Origin of the sequence: Micromonospora deserti (genome assembly GCF_003236335.1) — a bacterium.
Classification (GTDB): domain Bacteria; phylum Actinomycetota; class Actinomycetes; order Mycobacteriales; family Micromonosporaceae; genus Micromonospora; species Micromonospora deserti.
This window is the reverse complement of the sequence record NZ_POUB01000121.1, coordinates 1-17587: the sequence shown is the minus strand read 5'-3', so window position 1 is coordinate 17587 and position 17587 is coordinate 1. Positions and strand designations below refer to the sequence as shown.

Sequence of the window (17587 nt, the reverse complement as noted above, 5' to 3'; positions counted from 1 at the left end):
GTGGGCGGGCCGTCGGGTTCCCCGGTGGCGGCGGCGAATCCGCTCATCGCCTCGGCGAGGGTGCCGAACCCGGGCCGCCGGGCGTACGGGCCGACCTGGCCGAAGCCGCTGATCCGGGCGACGACCAGGCGGGGGTTGACCGCGTGCAGCTCGGCCGGGCCGAGCCCCCACCGTTCCAGCGTGCCGGGGCGGAAGTTCTCCACCAGCACGTCGGCGTCGGCGAGCAGCCGGCGCAGCAGCTCCGCGCCGGCCGGGTCGGACAGGTTGCAGGTGACCGCGCGCTTGTTGCGCCCGAGCACCTTCCACCACAGGCCGACGCCGTCCCTCGCCGGGCCGTGCCCGCGTGACGGGTCCGGCTTGGCCGGATGCTCCACCTTGATCACGTCGGCGCCGAAGTCGCCGAGGAACGCCGCGGCGAGCGGCCCGGCGAAGAGGGTGGCCAGGTCGACCACCGCCACCCCGGCGAGCGGGCTCGGCCGGTCGGCGCCGGATCGCGACGGGCTGGTCACGGCGTTCCCTCTCGCGGATCGACGACGGCGAGGAAGACGTCACCGCCACCCAGCGCCGCGCCGCCCACCGGCGTGCCGGCGGTGAGCCCGCTGACCAGCAGCCGCCCGTCGGCGCCGAGCGTCGCGTAGACGTTCTCCTCACCGAAGGCGTCGGCGGCGTCGTCGCGGGCGGTACCGTACTGGGCGAGGCCGACCTGGCGGCCCCGGGCTTCGAGCCGCAGGGTCAGCACGTCCGCACCGCCGGCCGGCACGCCGAGCGTGCTGCCGGTGAAGCCGACCACGACGACGCCGCCGCCGGGCAGCGCCACCACGTCCGCGCCGGCGTCGGCACCCCGCCCGCCGGTCACCGTCCGCCAGCGCTGCCGGCCGGCCCCGGTGTACCCGACGGTCAGCACGTCGCTGCCCCCGGCGGTGGCCTCGCCGCCGGTGGAACCGGTGGCCACCACCGTGCCGTCGGCGCTGATCGCCACACCGCCGAGCAGGTCGTCGCCGGGCCCGCCGACCGAGGTCACCCAGCTGCGGGTGCCGTCGGGGTCGAAACGGGCGAGCCACCCGTCGGTGCCACCGAGCGGCGTGGTGCCGGGCAGGCCGGCCGAGGTGCTGCCGGCCACGGCGACGCCCTCGGCGTCGGCCGCCACCGCGTACGCCTTGTCCTCGCCGGAGCCGCCGAACTGCCGGCTCCAGGCGATCCGTCCGTCCGGGGTGATCCGGGCCAGCACGGCGTCCTTGTCCCCGGCGCCGGGCTCACCGGCGAACGAGCCGCTGGTGTAGCCGGCGACGTAGGCGCCACCGTCCGGGGCCGGCGCGACGGCGTAGAACCGGTCCGCCCTGGCCGGGTCACCGGCCTGGGTGAGCCAGGCCCGCTGCCCGGTGCCGGTCAGCCTGGTCACGAAGCCGTCGTCGGCGGGGCTGCCCGGGTGCGCCCCGTCGAGGTCGCCGCGGGTGTAGCCGGCGGCGATCACCGCACCGTCGGCGAGCGGCGCCAGCCCGTAGAGGCGGTCGTTGGCGGCCGTGCCGAACTGGGTCGTCCAGGCCGCGCCGGTCCCGTCCGCGGCGAGCCGGCTCACCACCGCGTCCAGCCCGCCGGCGTACGGCTGGCCGGCGACCGGCCCGGAGGCCGCGTACCCGAGAGTGCTGCCGCCGCCCGGGTGGGCGGCGACGCCGCCCGCCCAGTCGGTGCCCGCGGTGCCGTGCAGCGGCCCGGGCAGCCCGGCCGGCGGGGTGACGCGCAGCGTGGCCGCGAGGTGCCTCAGCCCGTCGACGAAGGCCGGCCGCCACACGTCCCAGTCGTGCCCGCCGTCGAGCACCCGGAACTCGGCGGCCACCGCGTCGGCGCGGCGCACCGTGTTGTAGAGCGTGGCGGCCTCGTAGTCCAGGTCGTGGGCGGCGTCGGCCGGGTCCGGGTTGGTCCACTCGTCGTCGCCGACCGCGAGGTACATCCGCACCGGGGACTCCGCGTCCAGGCCGGGCAGCAGGGCCGGATAGTTCAACCGCCGGTAGACCTCGGCGGAGAAGCGTTGCTCGCCGGAGCCGAAGCCGCCGAACTCCCGCGCCGAGGAGTCGGCCGGCGGCAGCGGCCGGTAGACCGCCGGGCTGAGCACCAGCGCGTGGGCGAAGAGATCCTGGTGGGCGAGGGCGTAGCGCAGCGCGCCGGCACCGCCCATCGAGTAGCCGCCGATCAGGCGGGCGCCCCGGTGGGCCGCGGTGCGGTACGTGGCGTCGACATGTGCCACCAGGTCCCGGGTGAGCGCGGTCTCCACCGACCGGCCCGGGTCGTCCGCGCCGGTGTACGCCGAGTCGACGTACCAGCTGCCGCGACTGCTCCACGGCGCGTCGGGCAGCACCGCGATCACCGGCGGCACCTCGCCGTCGGCGATCAGCCGGTCCAGGTCGGCCTTGACCCGGGTCCACGCCTGCATGGTGTCACCCCGACCGTGCAGCAGGTACAGCACCGGGTAGTGGGTGGCCATCGCCTCGGCGTACCCGTGCGGGAGGTACACCGTGTAGTCGATCGGGCCGCCGAGCGCCGGGGACGGCGCCGAGGCGGCGGCCAGTGTGCCCGCGCGGACCCGCTCCGCGCCGGCCGCGCCGGGCACCGCGCCGGCCAGGCCGAACGCGAGGAGCACGGCGGTCAGGCCGCCACTGATACGCCAACGTCTTCTCATCAGGTCACTCCTCGGGGGGAAGGTCGGCGGCACAGCGGAAGCCGACCTGATCGGAGCGGGTCAGTCCGGCGCCGAGAAGCAGCAGCTTCACCGACACGTCCGGCGGCTGCGGGCCGCCGTCGAGGTACCAGTCGGAGCCCTCGGCCCGGTACGCGGCACCGCCCTTGACGACGGCGAACCGGGTCCGGCCGTCGGAGTGCTCGCTCTCGGTGAGGTTCCACACCAGCGGCTCCCGGCGGGCCAGCAGCCCAGCCTCGGCGGCCACCTGCCACTCGTCCTCGGTGGGCAGCCGCAGCCCGGCCCAGGCCGCGTACGCGCGCGCGTCGGCGAGTTCCACGCCGGTGACCGGGGCGTCGGCCGGCCCCTGCCCCGCGGTGAACCGCTCCGGACGGGCCGGGCGGTAGCCGGTGGCGCGCAGGAACTCGGCGTACTGGCCGTGGATGACCTCGTGGGTGGCGATGGCGAACCGGCCGAGGGAGACGCTGCGGCGCAGCGTGCCGGTGTGGTGCAGCCGGGGCGGCAGCGGCTTCCACTCGTCGACGTACGGGGCCTCGCCGTACAGCCCGGTCTCCCGCACCCGGTGGCGCACCACCAGCTCGCGGCGGCCGGCCGCGACGGCGACCATGCCCTCGGGCACGTCGGTGCGGGGCGCCCACGGCGTCCGTACCCGCACGGCGGCGCGGGCCGGGAACGACGGGTCACCGACCGGGGCGGGGTGCGCCGGCACGGCCGCCTCGGCGGTGACGACCACCGCGGCGACCGCCCCGGCGGGCAGCGGCCCGCCGACCGCGACCCGGCCGTCGGCGGTCGGGGAGGCGGCCAGCTTGGCGCCGGTGACCAGGTCGACGAAGCGCCGGCCGGGGCGCGGGTCGGTGACCAGCCACGCCCCGTCGTGGTCGGTGCCGCGGTTCACCACCGTCCACAGCGGCTCGCCGTCGTGCGTCCAGCGGGACGCGTACACCTGGCCGGTGCCGGGGTGGTCGGCGAGCGGAACCCAGTCCTCGGCGCGCAACCACGCGGCGTGGCTGGCCTGCACCCGGCGCATGGCCCGCAGCACCGCCCGGTCCCGCTCGTTCCAGCCGACCCAGACGCCGAAGACGCTCTCCCAGACCAGCACCCCGACCCCGTTGAGCCAGGCGGAGTGCAGCTCGTCAAGGTGGCTGCGGTGCCAGCGGCGGGTGTGGTGCAGCACGTGCCGGCGCTCGAACCACTTGGCCCGCAGCACGCCGGGCACCTCGGAGTCGGCGAACCACTGCGCCCAGGACATCGCGTGATCGCCGATGCGGGCCAGCGGCACCCGGCTCTCCCCCTCCAGCACCAGGCCGGGGCGCACCGCGTCCAGCTCGCGGCGCAGCTCCCCGGCGCCCTCCTTGAGGGTGTCCAGGAAGACGCCGTCCACGCCGAGCCTGCCGGTCAGCGCGGCGACCTCCTCGGCGTCGGTGCCGGCCGCCCGCCGGGTGCCGGTGTCCCACGGGTTGTAGTCGACGAACACCCGCACCCCGCGCCGCTGGAAGGCGCGCACCACCTCGGGCAGCTCCGGCACGTCGCGGTAGAAGTCGAACTGGTTGCGCTCGTCCAGTCCGATCACCGGGTACGCGTGCCAGAGCACCACCCCGTCGAAGCCGCCGAAGTCCCGCTCGGCGGCGTCGAGGAATTCCTCGACGGTGAAGACGCCCCGCTCGTGGTCGTACAGGGTCTCGTCCCACAACCAGGCCAGGCAGACGGTGAAGCAGTCGCCGGGGATCTCGTCGTAGTGCGCGCCGGTGTAGCCGACCCGCTCCCGGGCCTCGGCCCGCCAACGGGTGAGCTGCGCGCGCCAGGCCGGCCACCGTGCGGGATCGGCCGGTGCGGCGAAGACCTTCGCCTCGTCCAGCGTGGTCAGGTCGGCGTGCGCGCCGAGGGGCACCTCGGTGGGCCGGTCGATCGGGCGCGGCACGTACGGGTTGAAGCTCACTCGGTACCTCGGTAGGTCGCGGCGTACAGGGCGTCGATGGCGGCCCGCTCGGGCAGCGCGGTCGACGCGCCGGGGCGCTGTGCGCAGGCGGCACCGGCGGCACACGCCCAGCGCAGGGCGTCGGTGACGGCGTCGGCGTCCACCGCGCCGCCGCGCTCGGCCCAGCCGACTGCGAGCGCGCCGGTGAACGCGTCACCGGCGGCGGTGGTGTCCACCGCGTCGACCACCGGGGCCGGCACGCTGCGCCGCACGCCTCGGCGGTCGGCGTACGCGGCGCCCCGCGCGCCGAGGGTGAGCACCACCCGGGGCACCAGCGCCAGCAGCGCGTCCAGCAGGACCGCCGGGTCGTCGGAGAACACCCCGGCGACGACGGCCGCCTCGTGCTCGTTGACGACCAGCACGTCGACCATGTCGAGCAGCTCCGCCGGCAGCGGGGCGGCCGGGGCGGCGTTGAGCACCACGGTGGTGCCCCCGGCCCGGGCGAGGTCGGCGGCCCGGACCACGGTGGGCAGCGGCACCTCCAACTGGAGCAGCAGCACGTCGGCCGCGCCGACCGCCGCCCGGTCGGCGGCGTCGAGGTCGGTCAGCGCGGCGTTGGCGCCGGGGGCGACGACGATGAAGTTCTCCGCGGCCTGGTCGACGGCGATCAGCGCGACCCCGGACGGGCCGGGCACGCTGCGCAGGCCCCGCACGTCCACCCCGGCACCGGCGAGGCTGTCGCGCAGCTGCCGGCCGAACTCGTCGCTGCCGACCGCGCCGACGAACTCACAGGTGGCGCCGGCCCGGGCGGCGGCGACGGCCTGGTTGGCGCCCTTGCCGCCGGGCACCGTGCGGAAGTCCCCGCCGAGTACCGTCTCACCGGGCCGGGGCAGCTGCGGCGTGCTGACCACCAGGTCCAGGTTGGCGCTACCCACCACGATCACCCGCGCGCTCATGCCGGCACTCCGCTTCGCTCCGGGCCGCCAGGCGGCACCACCGCGCCGAGCCCGATTACCCGCCCACTCATCGGGCATCTCCCGGGGTGGCCGGTCCGGCCGCCGTCGTGGTCGGGCCCGCCGGCGGCGCGGCCCGCGTGCCGGCGTCGGCGAGGGCGGCGGTACGGGCGGCCAGCTCGTCGAACCCGATGCCGTCGAACCCGGCGATGCTGCTGGCCAGCCGGCCGCGCAGCGGGGCGACCCAGCGGTCGGGCAGCCCGGACGCGCCGGTCAGCGCCCCGGTGACCGCCCCGACGGTGGCGCCGGTGGAGTCGGTGTCCCAGCCGCCGCTGACCACCGCGCAGATCGACCGTTCCAGCTCGCCCCGCCCGTACGCGAGCGCGGCGGCGACCAGGGCGGCGTTGTTGCGCACGTGCACCCAGTGCAGGTGGCCGTGCCGGGCGTACAGCTCGTCGACGACGGCCTCCCAGTCGTCGGTGCCGGCACCCAGCGCCCGCGCCTCCCGGACGGTGGCGGCGAACCGGCTGCCCGGCGGCAGCACCGCCTCCCCGGCGTCGAGCACCTCGTCGACGGCGGCGGCGACGGCGGCGGCGGCCGCCATGGCCGCCACCCAGATCGCCCCGTACACGCCGGCGCGGACGTGGCTGACGGTGGCGTCGCGCCAGGCCAGTTCGGCAGCCCGGTCCGGGCGGCCGGCGTTGACCCAGCCGTAGACGTCGGTGCGGATCTGCGCGCCGATCCACTCCCGGAACGGGTTGTGCCGCCGTGCGGTGGCCGGCGGGGCCAGCCCGAGCAGCAGGTTGCGGTAGGCCACCCGCTCGGCGGTGAAGACCCGCCCGCCGGGCAGCCAGTCCAGCCATGCCTGGGCCACGTCGGCGCTGGTGAAGTCCCGCCCGTACGTCTCGAGAACGCGCAGCGCCAGCAGCGCGAAGTTCAGGTCGTCGTCCTCGGGCATGCCGTCGATGTTCTCGGCCAGGCTGGTCGGCGCGCTGCGCCGGTTCCACGGCCAGCGGGCCGCCACCTCGGCGGGCAGCCCCCGCGCGGTGAACCAGTCCCGCAGCGGCCAGCGTCCGGTGGCCACGAGGATCTCCCGGATCCCGTGGCGGGGGATCTTCTCCACCGGCTTGCCGAGCAGGCAGCCGACCGCCCGGCCGAGCCAGGCGCCGTGCAGCCGGTCGTACGCCGCCGGGCCGGCCGGCAGCGACCAGGTCGCCGGCCAACTGGCCCGGACGGCGGCGAGGTCCTCCGGCTCGTCGGCGGACCCGGTGGCCGGCAGCGCGTCGGCGGCGTCGAGCAACTCGGTGGCGAGCGCCCGCAGCCGCGCCGGGGCCGGGCTGGCCGAGGCCCCGCTGACCGGCGGGGTCAGCTCGCCGCCGGCGGCGGCCCAGCGCCGCGCGATCGCCGCCACCTCGCGGCCCTCGTCCCGGCTGGCCGCGATCTCGTGCGGCAGCAGGTCCTCCGGCTGCACCCAGGTGATCCTCACCGGACCGCCTCGGGCGCCGCACCGCCCGCCGGCTGCGCCGGCACCGCGGAAAGCGCCGCGCCGCCGGCCAGCCGGGCGAAGCGCTCGGCGCGGCGGGCGAACCGGGCCCGGTCCCGGTCGAAGACCTCGGTGGCCACCGCGGCGAGGGTACGGGCCGGCTCGACCAGGTCGGTGCGGGAAGCGGCGGCGACCGCCTCGGACCACCCGGCGGGCACGGCCGCCGCGCCGCCCAGCGCCCCGGCGATCGCCCCGGCCATGGTGGCGGTGGAGTCGGCGTCCCGGCCGTAGTTGACCGCGCCGAGCACCGCCCGGCGGTAATCGCCGCGGGCCACCACCAGCATGCCGATCGCCACCGGCAACTCCTCGATGGCGTGCAGCCGGCTGGGTCGCCGGGCGCCCAGCCCCGGGCTGCGGTACTCCTCCCCCACCGTGTCGTAGGGGGCCACCGCGGCGCGCAGCGGCGCGATGGCGGCCCGCCAGTCGTCGTACCCCCGGGCCTCCTTGACCACCGCGTCGATGGCGGCGCGGGTGCCATCGCGGGCCAGGTCGAGCGCGGCGGTGACGACGTCCTCGACGCCGGCTGCGGGGGTCGCGGCGGCGGCGACCGCGGCGGCGAACACCGCCGCGGCCTCCCGCCCGTAGCTGTGCTGGTGCGCCCCGGTGATCTCCACCGCCTCGGCGTACGCGCCGGCCGGGTCGCCGGCGTTGACGATGCCGACCGGGGCCATGTACATGGCCGCACCACAGTTGACGATGTTGCCCACGCCGGCTTCCCGGGGGTCGACGTGTGCGTGGTGCAGGCGGGTGACCAGCCACCGCTCGGCGGCGGCGAGCCGGTGGAAGGTCACCCCCTCCCGCTCCAGGTCCGGGATGTACACCACCCGCTCGATCAGGTCGGGGACGAGCAGGTCCACCACGTCGAACGCGTCGAGGTGATCCCGCTTGGCCGCGTACGCCCGCACCAGCGCGTGGGTCATCAACGTGTCGTCGGTGATGTGCCCGTCGCCCTTGTGATACGGCGCGAGTGGCCGCGCGGTGGCCCAGTCGGCGTGGTACGGGGGGACGAGGCCCTCCACCCAGCCGCCGAAGCGGGCCCGGATCTGCTCCGGAAGTGCCGTTTCGGTGGCCCCGCCGAGGGCGTCACCCACGGCGGCACCGACCAGGCATCCGACGGACTTGTCGAGAAGGAGAGACATCGTTACCTCAGAACCTGCTTGCCACCGTCGACCAGCTGCGTACCGAGCTGGTCCAGGGTGATCTTGTTGGCGAAGTACTGCTGGAGGGCCGGGGTGGCGTACTTGGTCTTCCACTCCGGGTACCCGTCGGCCATCTGGAACGGCGCCACGGTCAGGTCGGCGGCGCTGTCCGCGGCCACGTCCCAGCCCTGCTTGCCGCCGGTGAGCGTGACCAGCTCCTCGTTGGCCCGCTTGCCGGTCGGGATCAGCCAGTCCCCCTTGGCCAGGGTGGCCATGTTGGTCGGGTTGAGGAAGAACTCCAGGAACTGCGCGGCCTGCTTCTTGTGCGCGGAGTCCTCGCTGATGGACAGCGTCTGCGGGTTCGCCGCGTGGGTGGCGGACAGCCCCTTCAGCGGCGGCAGGGTCACCCACTCGAAACCGGCCGGCGCCTGCTCGACCATCTGCTGGCGCAGCGACACCGAGCCGGGCAGCATCGCGTACTTGCCGCCGAAGAAGCCGGGCAGGCTGTCCGCACCGCTCATCCCGAGCGCCTCCGGCGAGGCCGACTTCGTCGTGTAGATCATGTCGTGGATGCGCTTCGGGACCTCCTTCTCCGCGTCGCCGATGCGCACCTCGGTGCGCCCGCCGTCGGTGTAGAAGAACTTCCCGTCGTAGTTGAGCGCCAGGTTCAGCACCCGGTTGGTCGGCGACTTCAGCGCCCACGCCACGCCGTACTGGCCGGGCTTGGTGAGCTTCTGGGCGTTGGCCTGGAACTCGTCCCAGGTCCAGCCGCCGTCGGCCGGCGGCACCGCGATGCCGGCGGCGTCGAGCAGCTTCTTGTTGGCGATGACGACCTGCGACTCCAGCAGGAACGGCACCCCGGTGACCTTGCCGTCGTACGTGACGGTGTCCCAGATGCCCTGGTCGATCTGGCCCTTCAGGTCACCCGAGATCAGGTCGGCCAGGTCAGCCAGGTAGCCCTGCTTGCTGAACTCACCGATCGCGGACGCCTCGTAGTGCACGATGTCGGGGGCGTCGCCGCCCTCGAACGAGGTGAGCAGCTGGTCGTGGACGGAGTTCCAGTCGCCCTGGACGTACTCGACCTGGATGTCGGGGTGCTCGGCGTTCCATTTGGCGACCAGGTCCTTGTTGGCCTGCAACGACTCCTTCTGCCAGGCGAGGCTGAGGAAGCGCAGCTTGACCGGGCCGGACGCGGCCCCGTCGTCGCCGCCGTCACCGCACGCGGTGAGCGCGCCGAGGCCGACGACCGCGACCGCGGCGGCCGCGGCGAGTCGACGGAATCTGCTGCGGAACATGGGGGTTACCTCCTCGGTGGTGGGTGTGGGGATCAGCCCTTGACCGCGCCGGCGAGCGACCCGGACGAGAGCCGGCGTTGCATGAACGCGAAGAAGATCAGGCTGGGCAGGGTGGCCAGCAACGAGCCGGCCGCGAGGGGGCCCAGACGGGCGGTGCCCTCGATGCCGACGAACCGGGCCAGCGCGACCGGCAGGGTCGCCAGCTCGGGCGTCTTGATCAGCACCAGGGCGAAGAAGAACTCGTTCCAGGCGGAGATGAACGAGAACAGCGCGGTGGCCACCACGCCGGGCGCGAGCAGCGGGAAGACCACCCGGCGCAGCACCTGCACCCGGGTGGCGCCGTCGACGGAGGCGGCCTCTTCCAGCTCGCGGGGGATGTTGCGGACGAAGCCCTGCAGCATCCACAGCGCGAACGGCAGTGCCCAGACCACATAGATCAGCACCAGCCCGGCGTGGGTGTTGGCCAGCCCGACCTGCCGCAGCACCAGGAAGATCGGGATGATCAACAGCACGAACGGGAAGAGCTGGGACAGCAGCACCCAGCCCAGCGCGGCGGTGCCGAGCTTGCTGCGGAACCGGGCCAGGGCGTACGACGCGGGCAGCGCCACCAGCACGGTGAGCACCGCCGAGGCGAGCGAGACCTGGAGGCTGTTCAGCGCGGCTCGGCCGAGCTCCTGCTCGGTGAACGCCTGCACGAAGTTCTGCGCCGTCGGGTTGGCCGGGACCAGTGTCGGGTGTAGCTGGACCAGCTCCCGTGGCGGTTTGAACGCCGTGGAGACCAGCCAGACCAGCGGAAACCCGAGGAAGATCAGGTAGCCGGTGAGCGCGAGGTACTGCAACGCCCGCCCGGTACGGCTCGACTTTCCGAACATGTCAGTTCGCCTCCCTCATCCGGCGGCGGAGATAGACGGCGAGCAGCGCGACGATGATCACGACCATCACGTTGCCGAGCGCGGCGGCGTAGCCGTAGTTGCCGTAGCGGAACGCCTCCTCGTACGCGAAGAGCATCGGCAGCATGGTCTTGCCGCCCGGACCGCCGGCGGTCAGCACGTAGACCAGCCCGAACGAGTTGAAGTTCCAGATGAAGTCCAGCGACGTGATCGCCACGATCACCGGGCTGAGCGCGGGCAGCGTGACGTGCCGGAACCGGTGCCAGGCGGTCGCGCCGTCCACCGCGGCCGCCTCGTGCAGCTCCCGCGCCACGCCCTGTAGCCCGGCCAGGAGGACGACGGTGGTCTGCGGCATGCCCGCCCAGACCCCGACGATGATCACGGCGGGCAGGGCGGTGCTGAAGTCGCCGAGCCAGTTCGTGCGCAACCCGTCGGCGCCGAGCCGGTGGAAGAACTCGTTGAGCAGTCCGGCGTCGGGGTGGTAGACCAGCTTCCACAGGATGCCGACCACCACCGGCGGCATCGCCCACGGCACCACGGCGAGCACCCGGGCCACGCCGCGGAACCGCAGCCGCTGGTGGAGCAGCAGCGCCAGGCCCAGGGCGAGCAGGAACTGCAGCACGGTCACCCCGAACGCCCAGAACAGGCCGATCTTGAACGAGTTCCAGAACAGCTCGTCGCCGAGCAGCTCGCGGTAGTTCTCCAGGCCGGTGAAGCTCACCTCGACGTTGCGACCGGCCCGGGCGTCGGTGAAGCCCAGGTACATGCCGCGCAGCAGCGGGAAGACCGACAACACCAGGATGGGCAGCAGCGACGGGAGCAGCAGCAGGTAGATGACGGTCCGGTCGGAGCGGGACCGGGTCGAGCCGCGCGGCCGCCCGGCCCCCGCGACGTCCGGCCGCTCGGTTACGGCGGTCATCGGATCACCTCTTCGTTCGCGACTGCGGGGCTCGCAAGCTCACTCCTCGCGCTCACGTGACACCTCTTCGGTGGACGGACGGGGGGCCGGCACGGCGGCCCGGCTGGACGCGCGTACGGCGAGGCTGGGGGGCACCTGCTCCCGGCGCGGCGGCAGGCTCGGGTCGGCGATCCGGGTCAGCAGCAGCTCGGCGGCGCGCCGACCGCGTTCGGCCGAGCCCAGGGAGACGCTGGACAGCTGCGGAAACATCATCTGGGCCAGCTCGGTGTCGTCCATGCCGACCACGGCCACGTCCTCGGGCACCCGGTGCCCGGCGGCGAGCAGCGCGTGCAGCGCCCCGACGGCGATCAGGTCGTTGGCGCAGACCAGCGCGTCCGGGCGGGCCCGGGCCAGCAGCCGCTCGGCGGCGGCCCGGCCGGCCGCGTACTGGAAGTCGCCGACCTCGACCAGGGCCTCGTCGTGGTCGATGCCGTGCCGGTCGAGGGCGGCGCGGAAGCCGGCGTCGCGGGCGGCGCCGGGGACGGTGTCGAGCGGGCCGTTGACGAACCCGATGCGCCGCCGGCCAGCGCCGACCAGGTGGTCCACGGCCAGCGCGACGCCGTGCCGGGAGTCGGTACGCACGTTGTCCACCGGCGCGTCGGCGCCGAGCTGGCCGACCACCACCACCGGCACCGGGCTCTGCACGAGCGCGGCGAGGTGGTCGTCGGTGACCCGGATCGGCGACAGGATCATCCCGTCGACGTAGCGGTTGGCCAGCCGGCGCAGCAGGCTGGTCTCGCTGGCGATCTGCCCGCCGGTGGCGTGCACCAGCAGTTGCCGGCCGGAGGCGGCGACCACCGCCTCGATGGCCCGCATCATCGCGACGTACACCGGGTTGCCGATGTCCTCGACGGCGAGGGCGACCAGGCCGGTGCGCTGGGCCTGTAGCGAGCGGGCGATGGCGTTGGGCACGTAGCCGACCTCGGCCGCCGCGGCGCGGACCTTGCGGACGGTCTCCGCGCTGCCGCCGACGCCGTTGAGCACCCGGGAGGCGGAGGCGATGGAGACACCGGCGCGGGCGGCGACGGTGTGGACGGTGGGCCGACCGTCGGTCGACTCCTGTAAACGTTTACGACCCACGCCCCGCACCTCCACCTGATTGCTGTAAACGTTTGCGGGAGTCTGCGCCGCGTACGGCGGAGAGGTCAAGAGCTCGTTACGAAAACGTTTCCAACGGGGGTACGCCCCCGGCGGTCGCGCCCGCACCCACGCCGGCGCCCCGGGATATCCGTTGGGCCGCGCGGCGCCGGTCACTACCGTCGCCCCATGGATCTCCGCGCCGAACAGGACCACGACCACGACAGCGTCCTCGGCCTCCACCGAAGCGCCTTCGGTGAGCACGGCAACGTGGTGGCCGGCCTGGTGGCGGCCCTGCGCCGCGACGATCCGGCCGCGCTCTCCCTCGTCGCCGAGGAGGCGGGCGAGATCGTCGGGCACGTCATGTTCACCCACGGCCTGCTCGACGCGCCGCGCCGGCTCGCCCCCGTCCAGGTGCTCAGCCCGCTCGCCGTCCACCCCGAACACCAACACCGGGGAATCGGCAGCGCGTTGGTCCGCCGCGGCCTGCACCTGCTCGACGGGCGGGGCGTGCCACTGGTGTTCCTGGAGGGCGACCCGGCGTACTACTCCCGCCTCGGCTTCCGCGCCGGCGGGGAGCACGGCTTCCGCAAGCCGTCGCTGCGCATCCCCGACCCGGCCTTCCAGGTCGTCACGCTGTCGGCGTACGAGCCCTGGATGACCGGAACCCTGGTCTACTCGGCCACCTTCTGGGACGCCGACTGCGTCGGGCTACGCGACCCGGCGGCCACGGTCCCGTAGCAGCCGGTCCGGTCGGCCTCAGGAGCGCCGTTCGCGCTCCTGCCGCATCCGCTCGTCGAGTCGGCCCAGCTCGTAGATGGCGTTCAGGTTCGTCGGCAGCCGGGACACGTTCTCGACGACCGGCTCCGGGTCGGGTTCGGGAGCCCGACCGGCCGCCCCGGCCGGGGCGGCCGGGGCGGCCGGTCGTCGCCTGCGGGAGAGCAGCAGCACCGGCACCGCCAGGGCCACCACGGCCAGGGCGTAGACCAGCCACGGAGATCCCCCGGCGGTCTCGCGAGGCCCGGGCGCGGTGAACGTCGACGGCTCGTCGGCGCCGCCGCTACGGCCGTTCGGCGCCGGCACCGCCGCCTCCTGCCCGCCGGGCCCCTCGGCCGTACGGCCCGGCTGCGACCCGCCGGAGTGCGCCGCGCCGGCCGTGGCGGTGGACGGCGTCCCGGCCGGTTCGGTCGGGACGGACGTGGGCGAGCCGGCGCCCGACGGCGCCGGGGACGCGCTCGGCGGCGCGCCGCCGCCGCCGAGCAGGTCGTCGACGACCCGTCCGACGCCGCCGAGCAGCTCGCCGACCGGGCCACCGCCGGTGGCCGACGGCGACGGCGCGGGCGTCAACGCGAGGGTCAGGGCGAGCGCGGCCGCGACTGGCATGCATCACCTCGGGAGGGATCGATGTGTCGAGCACGCTACCGCACGCAAGGTGTCCGTGGCGTCACGCCCCACCTACCGACGGGTACACGGGGACGCCGGGCGACCGGCGTCCCCGTGGCGGGTACCGCGAATCAGGACGGCAGGCCGCCGACCTGGGTGTTGATCCAGGACCGGATGGACGGCAGGTCGCCGTAGATGGACGGGCCGGTGGCGCAGGTGGAGTTGTTGTTGCCGGACCGGCTGGTCGCCCCGATCAGGTACCACGCCCCGTTGATCCGGCGCACCTGCGGGCCCCCGGAGTCGCCGTAGCAGGCGCCGGAGTTGCCGTTGGTGTTGTTGGTGCAGATCTCGTACGGGCCGTTGATGCCGATGCACCGGCTGTCGGAGACGATCGAGGTGTCCAGCTCGTGGGCCACGGTCGGCGCGCCGCCGCAGCCGCGGGTCGGGCAGGTCTGGCCCCAGCCGATGATCCGGGTGGCGGTGCCCACCGCGCCCGAGGTGGTCGGGATCGGCGCCGGGGCGTAGCTGACCGAGCTGGCCAGCTGCAACAGCTTCACGTCGATGCTCGGGTGGTTGACCGCCCGGGTCACCCTGACCACGGTGCCGCCGCTGGTCCGGTTGATGCTGCCCACCCGCACCGAGGACGGCGTCGGGCAGTGCCGGGCGGTGACCGCCCAGTTGGCCTTGATCAGGGTGCCGGTGCAGCCGGAGACGTACACCATCCACGGGTAGTTCTCGGTGGCCGGGCGGCCGCCCACCACGAACGGCGTCACGTCACCCTCGGCGTCCGCGCCGCCGGACCAGGTGTAGCTGCGGGCGGCGGGCGCGGCCAGGCTGCCGCCGAAGAGCTGGTTCACCCGGCTCGCCTCGGCGGAACTCGGGTACGCGTTGCGACAGGAGACCGGGGCGCTGCTGCCGGACATCAGGTCGGAGCAGAGCCCGGTGCGCCGGTCGGGCAGGCCGAGGATGTGACCGAACTCGTGGCTGGCGATGCGGGTACGGTCGTAGCCCTGGTTGACTGCCGTCCAGCCCATCCAGATCCGGCCGGAGCCGAGCCCGGTGACCTGCGCCCGCGGCCATCCGCTGTCGACGTAGATCGTCACGCTGGCGGGCGTGCCGGGCACCAGCCGCATCGAGCTGACCTGGCTGTTCCAGATCTGCGCGGCCTGGTCGAAGTTGGTACGGAACTCGCCGGCCCGGCTCGCGTCGTAGTAGACGGTACGGACGGCTGCGGAGGCGGTCGCGCCGGTGGCGACCTGCACCCCGGCCGCCGCCAGCACCGCCGCCAGTACGGCTCCCGCCGTACGCAGCAGTTGTCGTCTGAACATCACGCACTCCCTGCGGTTGCCCGGCGGCAGGTGCCGCCGGTCATCGATGTACGTGCATGCTAGATCGACGCTCGTCGATTTTTGGCATAACGGATCCGTCATACCGCCGGGTCAACGTGCGGCCGGGTCAGCGGCGGAGATCAACGCCTCCCCCGCGGTCGTCCGCGCGTACAGCACGAAGCGCCCGGCCCGGTGGGCACCCACCAGTCCGGCGTCTCGCAGCGCCCCCAGGTGCGCCGACACCGTACCCGGGGTCAACCCGCAGCGGTCGGCCAGCTCGGTGGTCGAGGTGGGCACCGCCAGTTCGTGCAGCAGCGCCGCCCGGGTGCGTCCCAGCACCCGGGCCAGGCCCCGCCCCGGCGGCAGCGGGCCCCGCTCCCAGAGCGTGGCCACCGCGCGGGCCGGGTAGCGCAACACCGGCTGCGCCGGCGAGCCGAAGTTGGACCAGACGCGGGGGCCGCAGAAGACCGACGGGACCAGCAGCAGGCCCCGCCCGTCCAGCCGCACCGCCCCGGAGACCACCAGATGCGCCACGTGCAGGGTGTCGCCCTCCAGCCGGACGTACGGGTCGAGGTGGTTGAGCAGGCCGTGCACCCCGTCGGTGGCCATCCGCCGGGCGCCCAGCAGCACCTCTCGCTCCAGCAGCGTGCGCATCCGCGGCCAGTACGGCCCGATCACCGTGTCGGCGTACGCCCGGATGACCTCGGCCAGCCGGGCCAGGCCCGCCGGCGGGTCGTCGTACAGCTCGGCCAGCCGCGGCGACCGCGGCCCGGGCAGGGTGTCCAGGTCGGCCCGGACCACCTCGGCCGGCGTGGCGGCGAGGGTGGCCAGTTCCAGGTCGAGCGTCGGCTGCGAGGTGGACGGAGGCGGGCAGACGAAGCTCGGTACCACCCCGCTCGGCACCGGGACCAGGTCGGCGAGGAGCCGCCAGTCCACCCCCGCCAGGCGCGGCCGGACCCGCTCGACCCAGGGCAGGTGCTCCGGGAACCAGTGTGGCCGCGTGATGATCCGGACGCTCCCGACCGCCTCCCACAGCGGCGACACCGCGAACCGGGTCGTCGCCAGGTCCCGCGCGTCCAGCCCGACCAGCATCATCGGCGCCCTCCCGTGGATTTGACGAGGGCCGAATCTATCGCCCGCCGGCCGGGGCAGCCGGCACGGTGATCGGCATGACCACCGCCCCCACGGCGACGGGCGCCGGCCAGCACCGGGCCGGCCGCTGGCCGCGCCCCTTCCGGCTGCTCTACGCCGCCACCGTCGTCCACGACGTCGGCTTTCACGTCGGCCACCTGGCCGTGCCGGTGCTCGCCGTGTCCCTACTCTCGGCCACCCCCGGCCAGGTGGGGTTGCTCGGCGCGCTGAGCACCGCCGCGTTCCTGCTGATCGGCCTGCCCGCCGGGGTCTGGGTCGACCGCTGGCCCCGCCGCACCGTGCTGGTCACCGCCGACCTGCTGCGGGCGGTGCTGGTCGCCTCGGTGCCGGTGGCCTGGTGGGCCGGGTGGCTGACCATCCACCAGCTCTACCTCGTGGTGCTGCTGACCGGGGTCGGCACCGTATTCGCCGACGTGGCCGCGCAGAGCGTCCTACCGGAGCTGGTCGGCCGGGACCGGCTGGTGGCGGCGAACTCGCTGCTGATGAGCACGAGCGGGACACTGCAGATCGCCGGGCGCGGGCTCGGCGGCCTGGTGGTGCAGGCGCTCACCGCGCCGGTCGCGATCGTGGTGGACACGGTCGGCTTCGCGCTCTCCGCCGCCGTCCTCGCGCGGATCCACGCGGCGGCGCCCCGCCCGGTGCCGCCCGGGCGGCGGGGCGGATTCGGTCGGCAGCTCGGCACCGGCGTCCGGCACGTGCTCGGCAACCCCCTGCTGCGCCCGCTCGCCGCCTCCACCGCCAGCATCAACCTGACCATGCAGCTGACCACCACGATGCTGCCGGTGGTCTTCCTGCGCGAACTGGGCCTCGGCCCGGCCGCCCTGGGCCTCTTCCTGGCCCTCGGCGGGATCGGCGCACTGCTGGGGGCGGTGACCGCCCGGCCGATCGCCGGCCGGATCGGCCACGGCCGCGCGCTCTGGCTGCCCGGCCTGCTCGTCGCGCCGCTCGGCGTCCTCGTCGCGCTGGTCGACACCGGGCCGGCGCTGTGGCTGGCCGGGATCGGGTGGCTCGCGCTGGCCTGGCGGACCGGGATCGGCAACGTCATCGGGGTGAGCCTGCGCCAGGGCGTCACCCCCGACGCCCTGCTCGGGCGGATGAACGCCACCTTCCGGTTCCTGCTCACCGGGGCGCTCACCGTGGGCGCCGTGCTCGCCGGCCTGCTCGCCCAGTACGCCGACGTGCGCACCGCACTGCTGGTCGGCGCGATCGCCAACGGGCTGACCTGGCTGCCGGTGTACCTCTCGCCCCTGCGCACCCTGCCC

At 74.8% G+C, this 17587-nt stretch carries 15 protein-coding genes; 2 read left to right on the top strand and 13 right to left on the bottom strand.

The features are described 5' to 3' along the window. The 10 genes from C1I99_RS17835 to C1I99_RS17790 form a co-directional block, all read right to left on the bottom strand. Positions 1–509, bottom strand: a 509-nt coding sequence (locus C1I99_RS17835; RefSeq protein WP_199562205.1) for a CaiB/BaiF CoA transferase family protein, incomplete at its 3' end; no start/stop codon positions are given. After that, positions 506–2674, bottom strand: a complete 2169-nt coding sequence (locus C1I99_RS17830) for an alpha/beta hydrolase-fold protein (protein ID WP_111135352.1) — start codon at positions 2672–2674, stop codon at positions 506–508. The genes C1I99_RS17830 and C1I99_RS17835, both read right to left, overlap by 4 nt. Positions 2675–2678: 4 nt before the next feature. Further along, positions 2679–4628, bottom strand: coding sequence for an SUMF1/EgtB/PvdO family nonheme iron enzyme (locus tag C1I99_RS34060; RefSeq protein ID WP_111135351.1), 1950 nt, complete (start codon positions 4626–4628; stop codon positions 2679–2681). Then, positions 4625–5563, bottom strand: coding sequence for a ribokinase (locus C1I99_RS17820; RefSeq protein ID WP_111135350.1), 939 nt, complete (start codon positions 5561–5563; stop codon positions 4625–4627). Before C1I99_RS17820 ends, C1I99_RS34060 begins: the two co-directional genes overlap by 4 nt. A gap of 67 nt (positions 5564–5630) precedes the next feature. Then, on the bottom strand, positions 5631–7046 hold the full coding sequence (locus tag C1I99_RS17815; RefSeq protein WP_111135349.1) for an ADP-ribosylglycohydrolase family protein: 1416 nt from the start codon (positions 7044–7046) through the stop codon (positions 5631–5633). Further along, positions 7043–8242: an ADP-ribosylglycohydrolase family protein gene (locus C1I99_RS17810; RefSeq protein WP_111135348.1), complete on the bottom strand. Its 1200-nt coding sequence runs from the start codon at positions 8240–8242 to the stop codon at positions 7043–7045. Before C1I99_RS17810 ends, C1I99_RS17815 begins: the two co-directional genes overlap by 4 nt. Before the next feature lie 2 nt (positions 8243–8244). Beyond that, a complete protein-coding gene (locus tag C1I99_RS17805) occupies positions 8245–9537 on the bottom strand; it encodes an ABC transporter substrate-binding protein (protein ID WP_111135347.1) in 1293 nt (430 codons plus the stop codon). Positions 9538–9569: 32 nt separating this feature from the next. Beyond that, a complete protein-coding gene (locus C1I99_RS17800) occupies positions 9570–10409 on the bottom strand; it encodes a carbohydrate ABC transporter permease (RefSeq protein WP_111135346.1) in 840 nt (279 codons plus the stop codon). 1 nt (position 10410) lies between these two features. Beyond that, positions 10411–11346 (bottom strand): carbohydrate ABC transporter permease, encoded by a 936-nt coding sequence (locus tag C1I99_RS17795; RefSeq protein WP_111135345.1) that lies wholly within the window; start codon positions 11344–11346, stop codon positions 10411–10413. Between the two features lie 39 nt (positions 11347–11385). Further along, positions 11386–12465, bottom strand: coding sequence for a LacI family DNA-binding transcriptional regulator (locus C1I99_RS17790; RefSeq protein WP_111135354.1), 1080 nt, complete (start codon positions 12463–12465; stop codon positions 11386–11388). 186 nt (positions 12466–12651) lie between these two features. Between C1I99_RS17790 and C1I99_RS17785 the strand changes: the two genes are divergently transcribed. Next, on the top strand, positions 12652–13203 hold the full coding sequence (locus C1I99_RS17785) for a GNAT family N-acetyltransferase (protein ID WP_111135344.1): 552 nt from the start codon (positions 12652–12654) through the stop codon (positions 13201–13203). Between the two features lie 18 nt (positions 13204–13221). Here C1I99_RS17785 and C1I99_RS17780 read toward each other — a convergent pair whose 3' ends face one another. The 3 genes from C1I99_RS17780 to C1I99_RS17770 form a co-directional block, all read right to left on the bottom strand. After that, positions 13222–13845 carry a hypothetical protein gene (locus C1I99_RS17780; RefSeq protein WP_111135343.1) on the bottom strand — a complete coding sequence of 208 codons (624 nt, stop codon included), beginning with the start codon at positions 13843–13845 and terminating at the stop codon, positions 13222–13224. Positions 13846–13976: 131 nt separating this feature from the next. Next, entirely contained in the window at positions 13977–15173 is a 1197-nt protein-coding gene (locus C1I99_RS35225; protein WP_111135342.1) for a snapalysin family zinc-dependent metalloprotease, read from the bottom strand. A gap of 111 nt (positions 15174–15284) precedes the next feature. After that, complete coding sequence (locus tag C1I99_RS17770) at positions 15285–16268, bottom strand: ArsR/SmtB family transcription factor (RefSeq protein ID WP_111135341.1); 984 nt, start codon at positions 16266–16268, stop codon at positions 15285–15287. Positions 16269–16342: 74 nt separating this feature from the next. Between C1I99_RS17770 and C1I99_RS17765 the strand changes: the two genes are divergently transcribed. Continuing rightward, the coding region (locus C1I99_RS17765; protein ID WP_111135353.1) for an MFS transporter at positions 16343–17587 on the top strand (1245 nt) is incomplete at its 3' end.

What these genes read in the sequence shown, in the direction of transcription:
- C1I99_RS17830 (WP_111135352.1), bottom strand. Translation starts at nt 2,674, where the DNA reads ATGAGAAGACGTTGGCGTATCAGTGGCGGCCTGACCGCCGTGCTCCTC.
- C1I99_RS17820 (WP_111135350.1), bottom strand. Translation starts at nt 5,563, where the DNA reads ATGAGCGCGCGGGTGATCGTGGTGGGTAGCGCCAACCTGGACCTGGTG.
- C1I99_RS17810 (WP_111135348.1), bottom strand. Translation starts at nt 8,242, where the DNA reads ATGTCTCTCCTTCTCGACAAGTCCGTCGGATGCCTGGTCGGTGCCGCC.
- C1I99_RS17805 (WP_111135347.1), bottom strand. Translation starts at nt 9,537, where the DNA reads ATGTTCCGCAGCAGATTCCGTCGACTCGCCGCGGCCGCCGCGGTCGCG.
- C1I99_RS17800 (WP_111135346.1), bottom strand. Translation starts at nt 10,409, where the DNA reads ATGTTCGGAAAGTCGAGCCGTACCGGGCGGGCGTTGCAGTACCTCGCG.
- C1I99_RS17795 (WP_111135345.1), bottom strand. Translation starts at nt 11,346, where the DNA reads ATGACCGCCGTAACCGAGCGGCCGGACGTCGCGGGGGCCGGGCGGCCG.
- C1I99_RS17785 (WP_111135344.1), top strand. Translation starts at nt 12,652, where the DNA reads ATGGATCTCCGCGCCGAACAGGACCACGACCACGACAGCGTCCTCGGC.
- C1I99_RS17780 (WP_111135343.1), bottom strand. Translation starts at nt 13,845, where the DNA reads ATGCCAGTCGCGGCCGCGCTCGCCCTGACCCTCGCGTTGACGCCCGCG.
- C1I99_RS35225 (WP_111135342.1), bottom strand. Translation starts at nt 15,173, where the DNA reads ATGTTCAGACGACAACTGCTGCGTACGGCGGGAGCCGTACTGGCGGCG.
- C1I99_RS17770 (WP_111135341.1), bottom strand. Translation starts at nt 16,268, where the DNA reads ATGATGCTGGTCGGGCTGGACGCGCGGGACCTGGCGACGACCCGGTTC.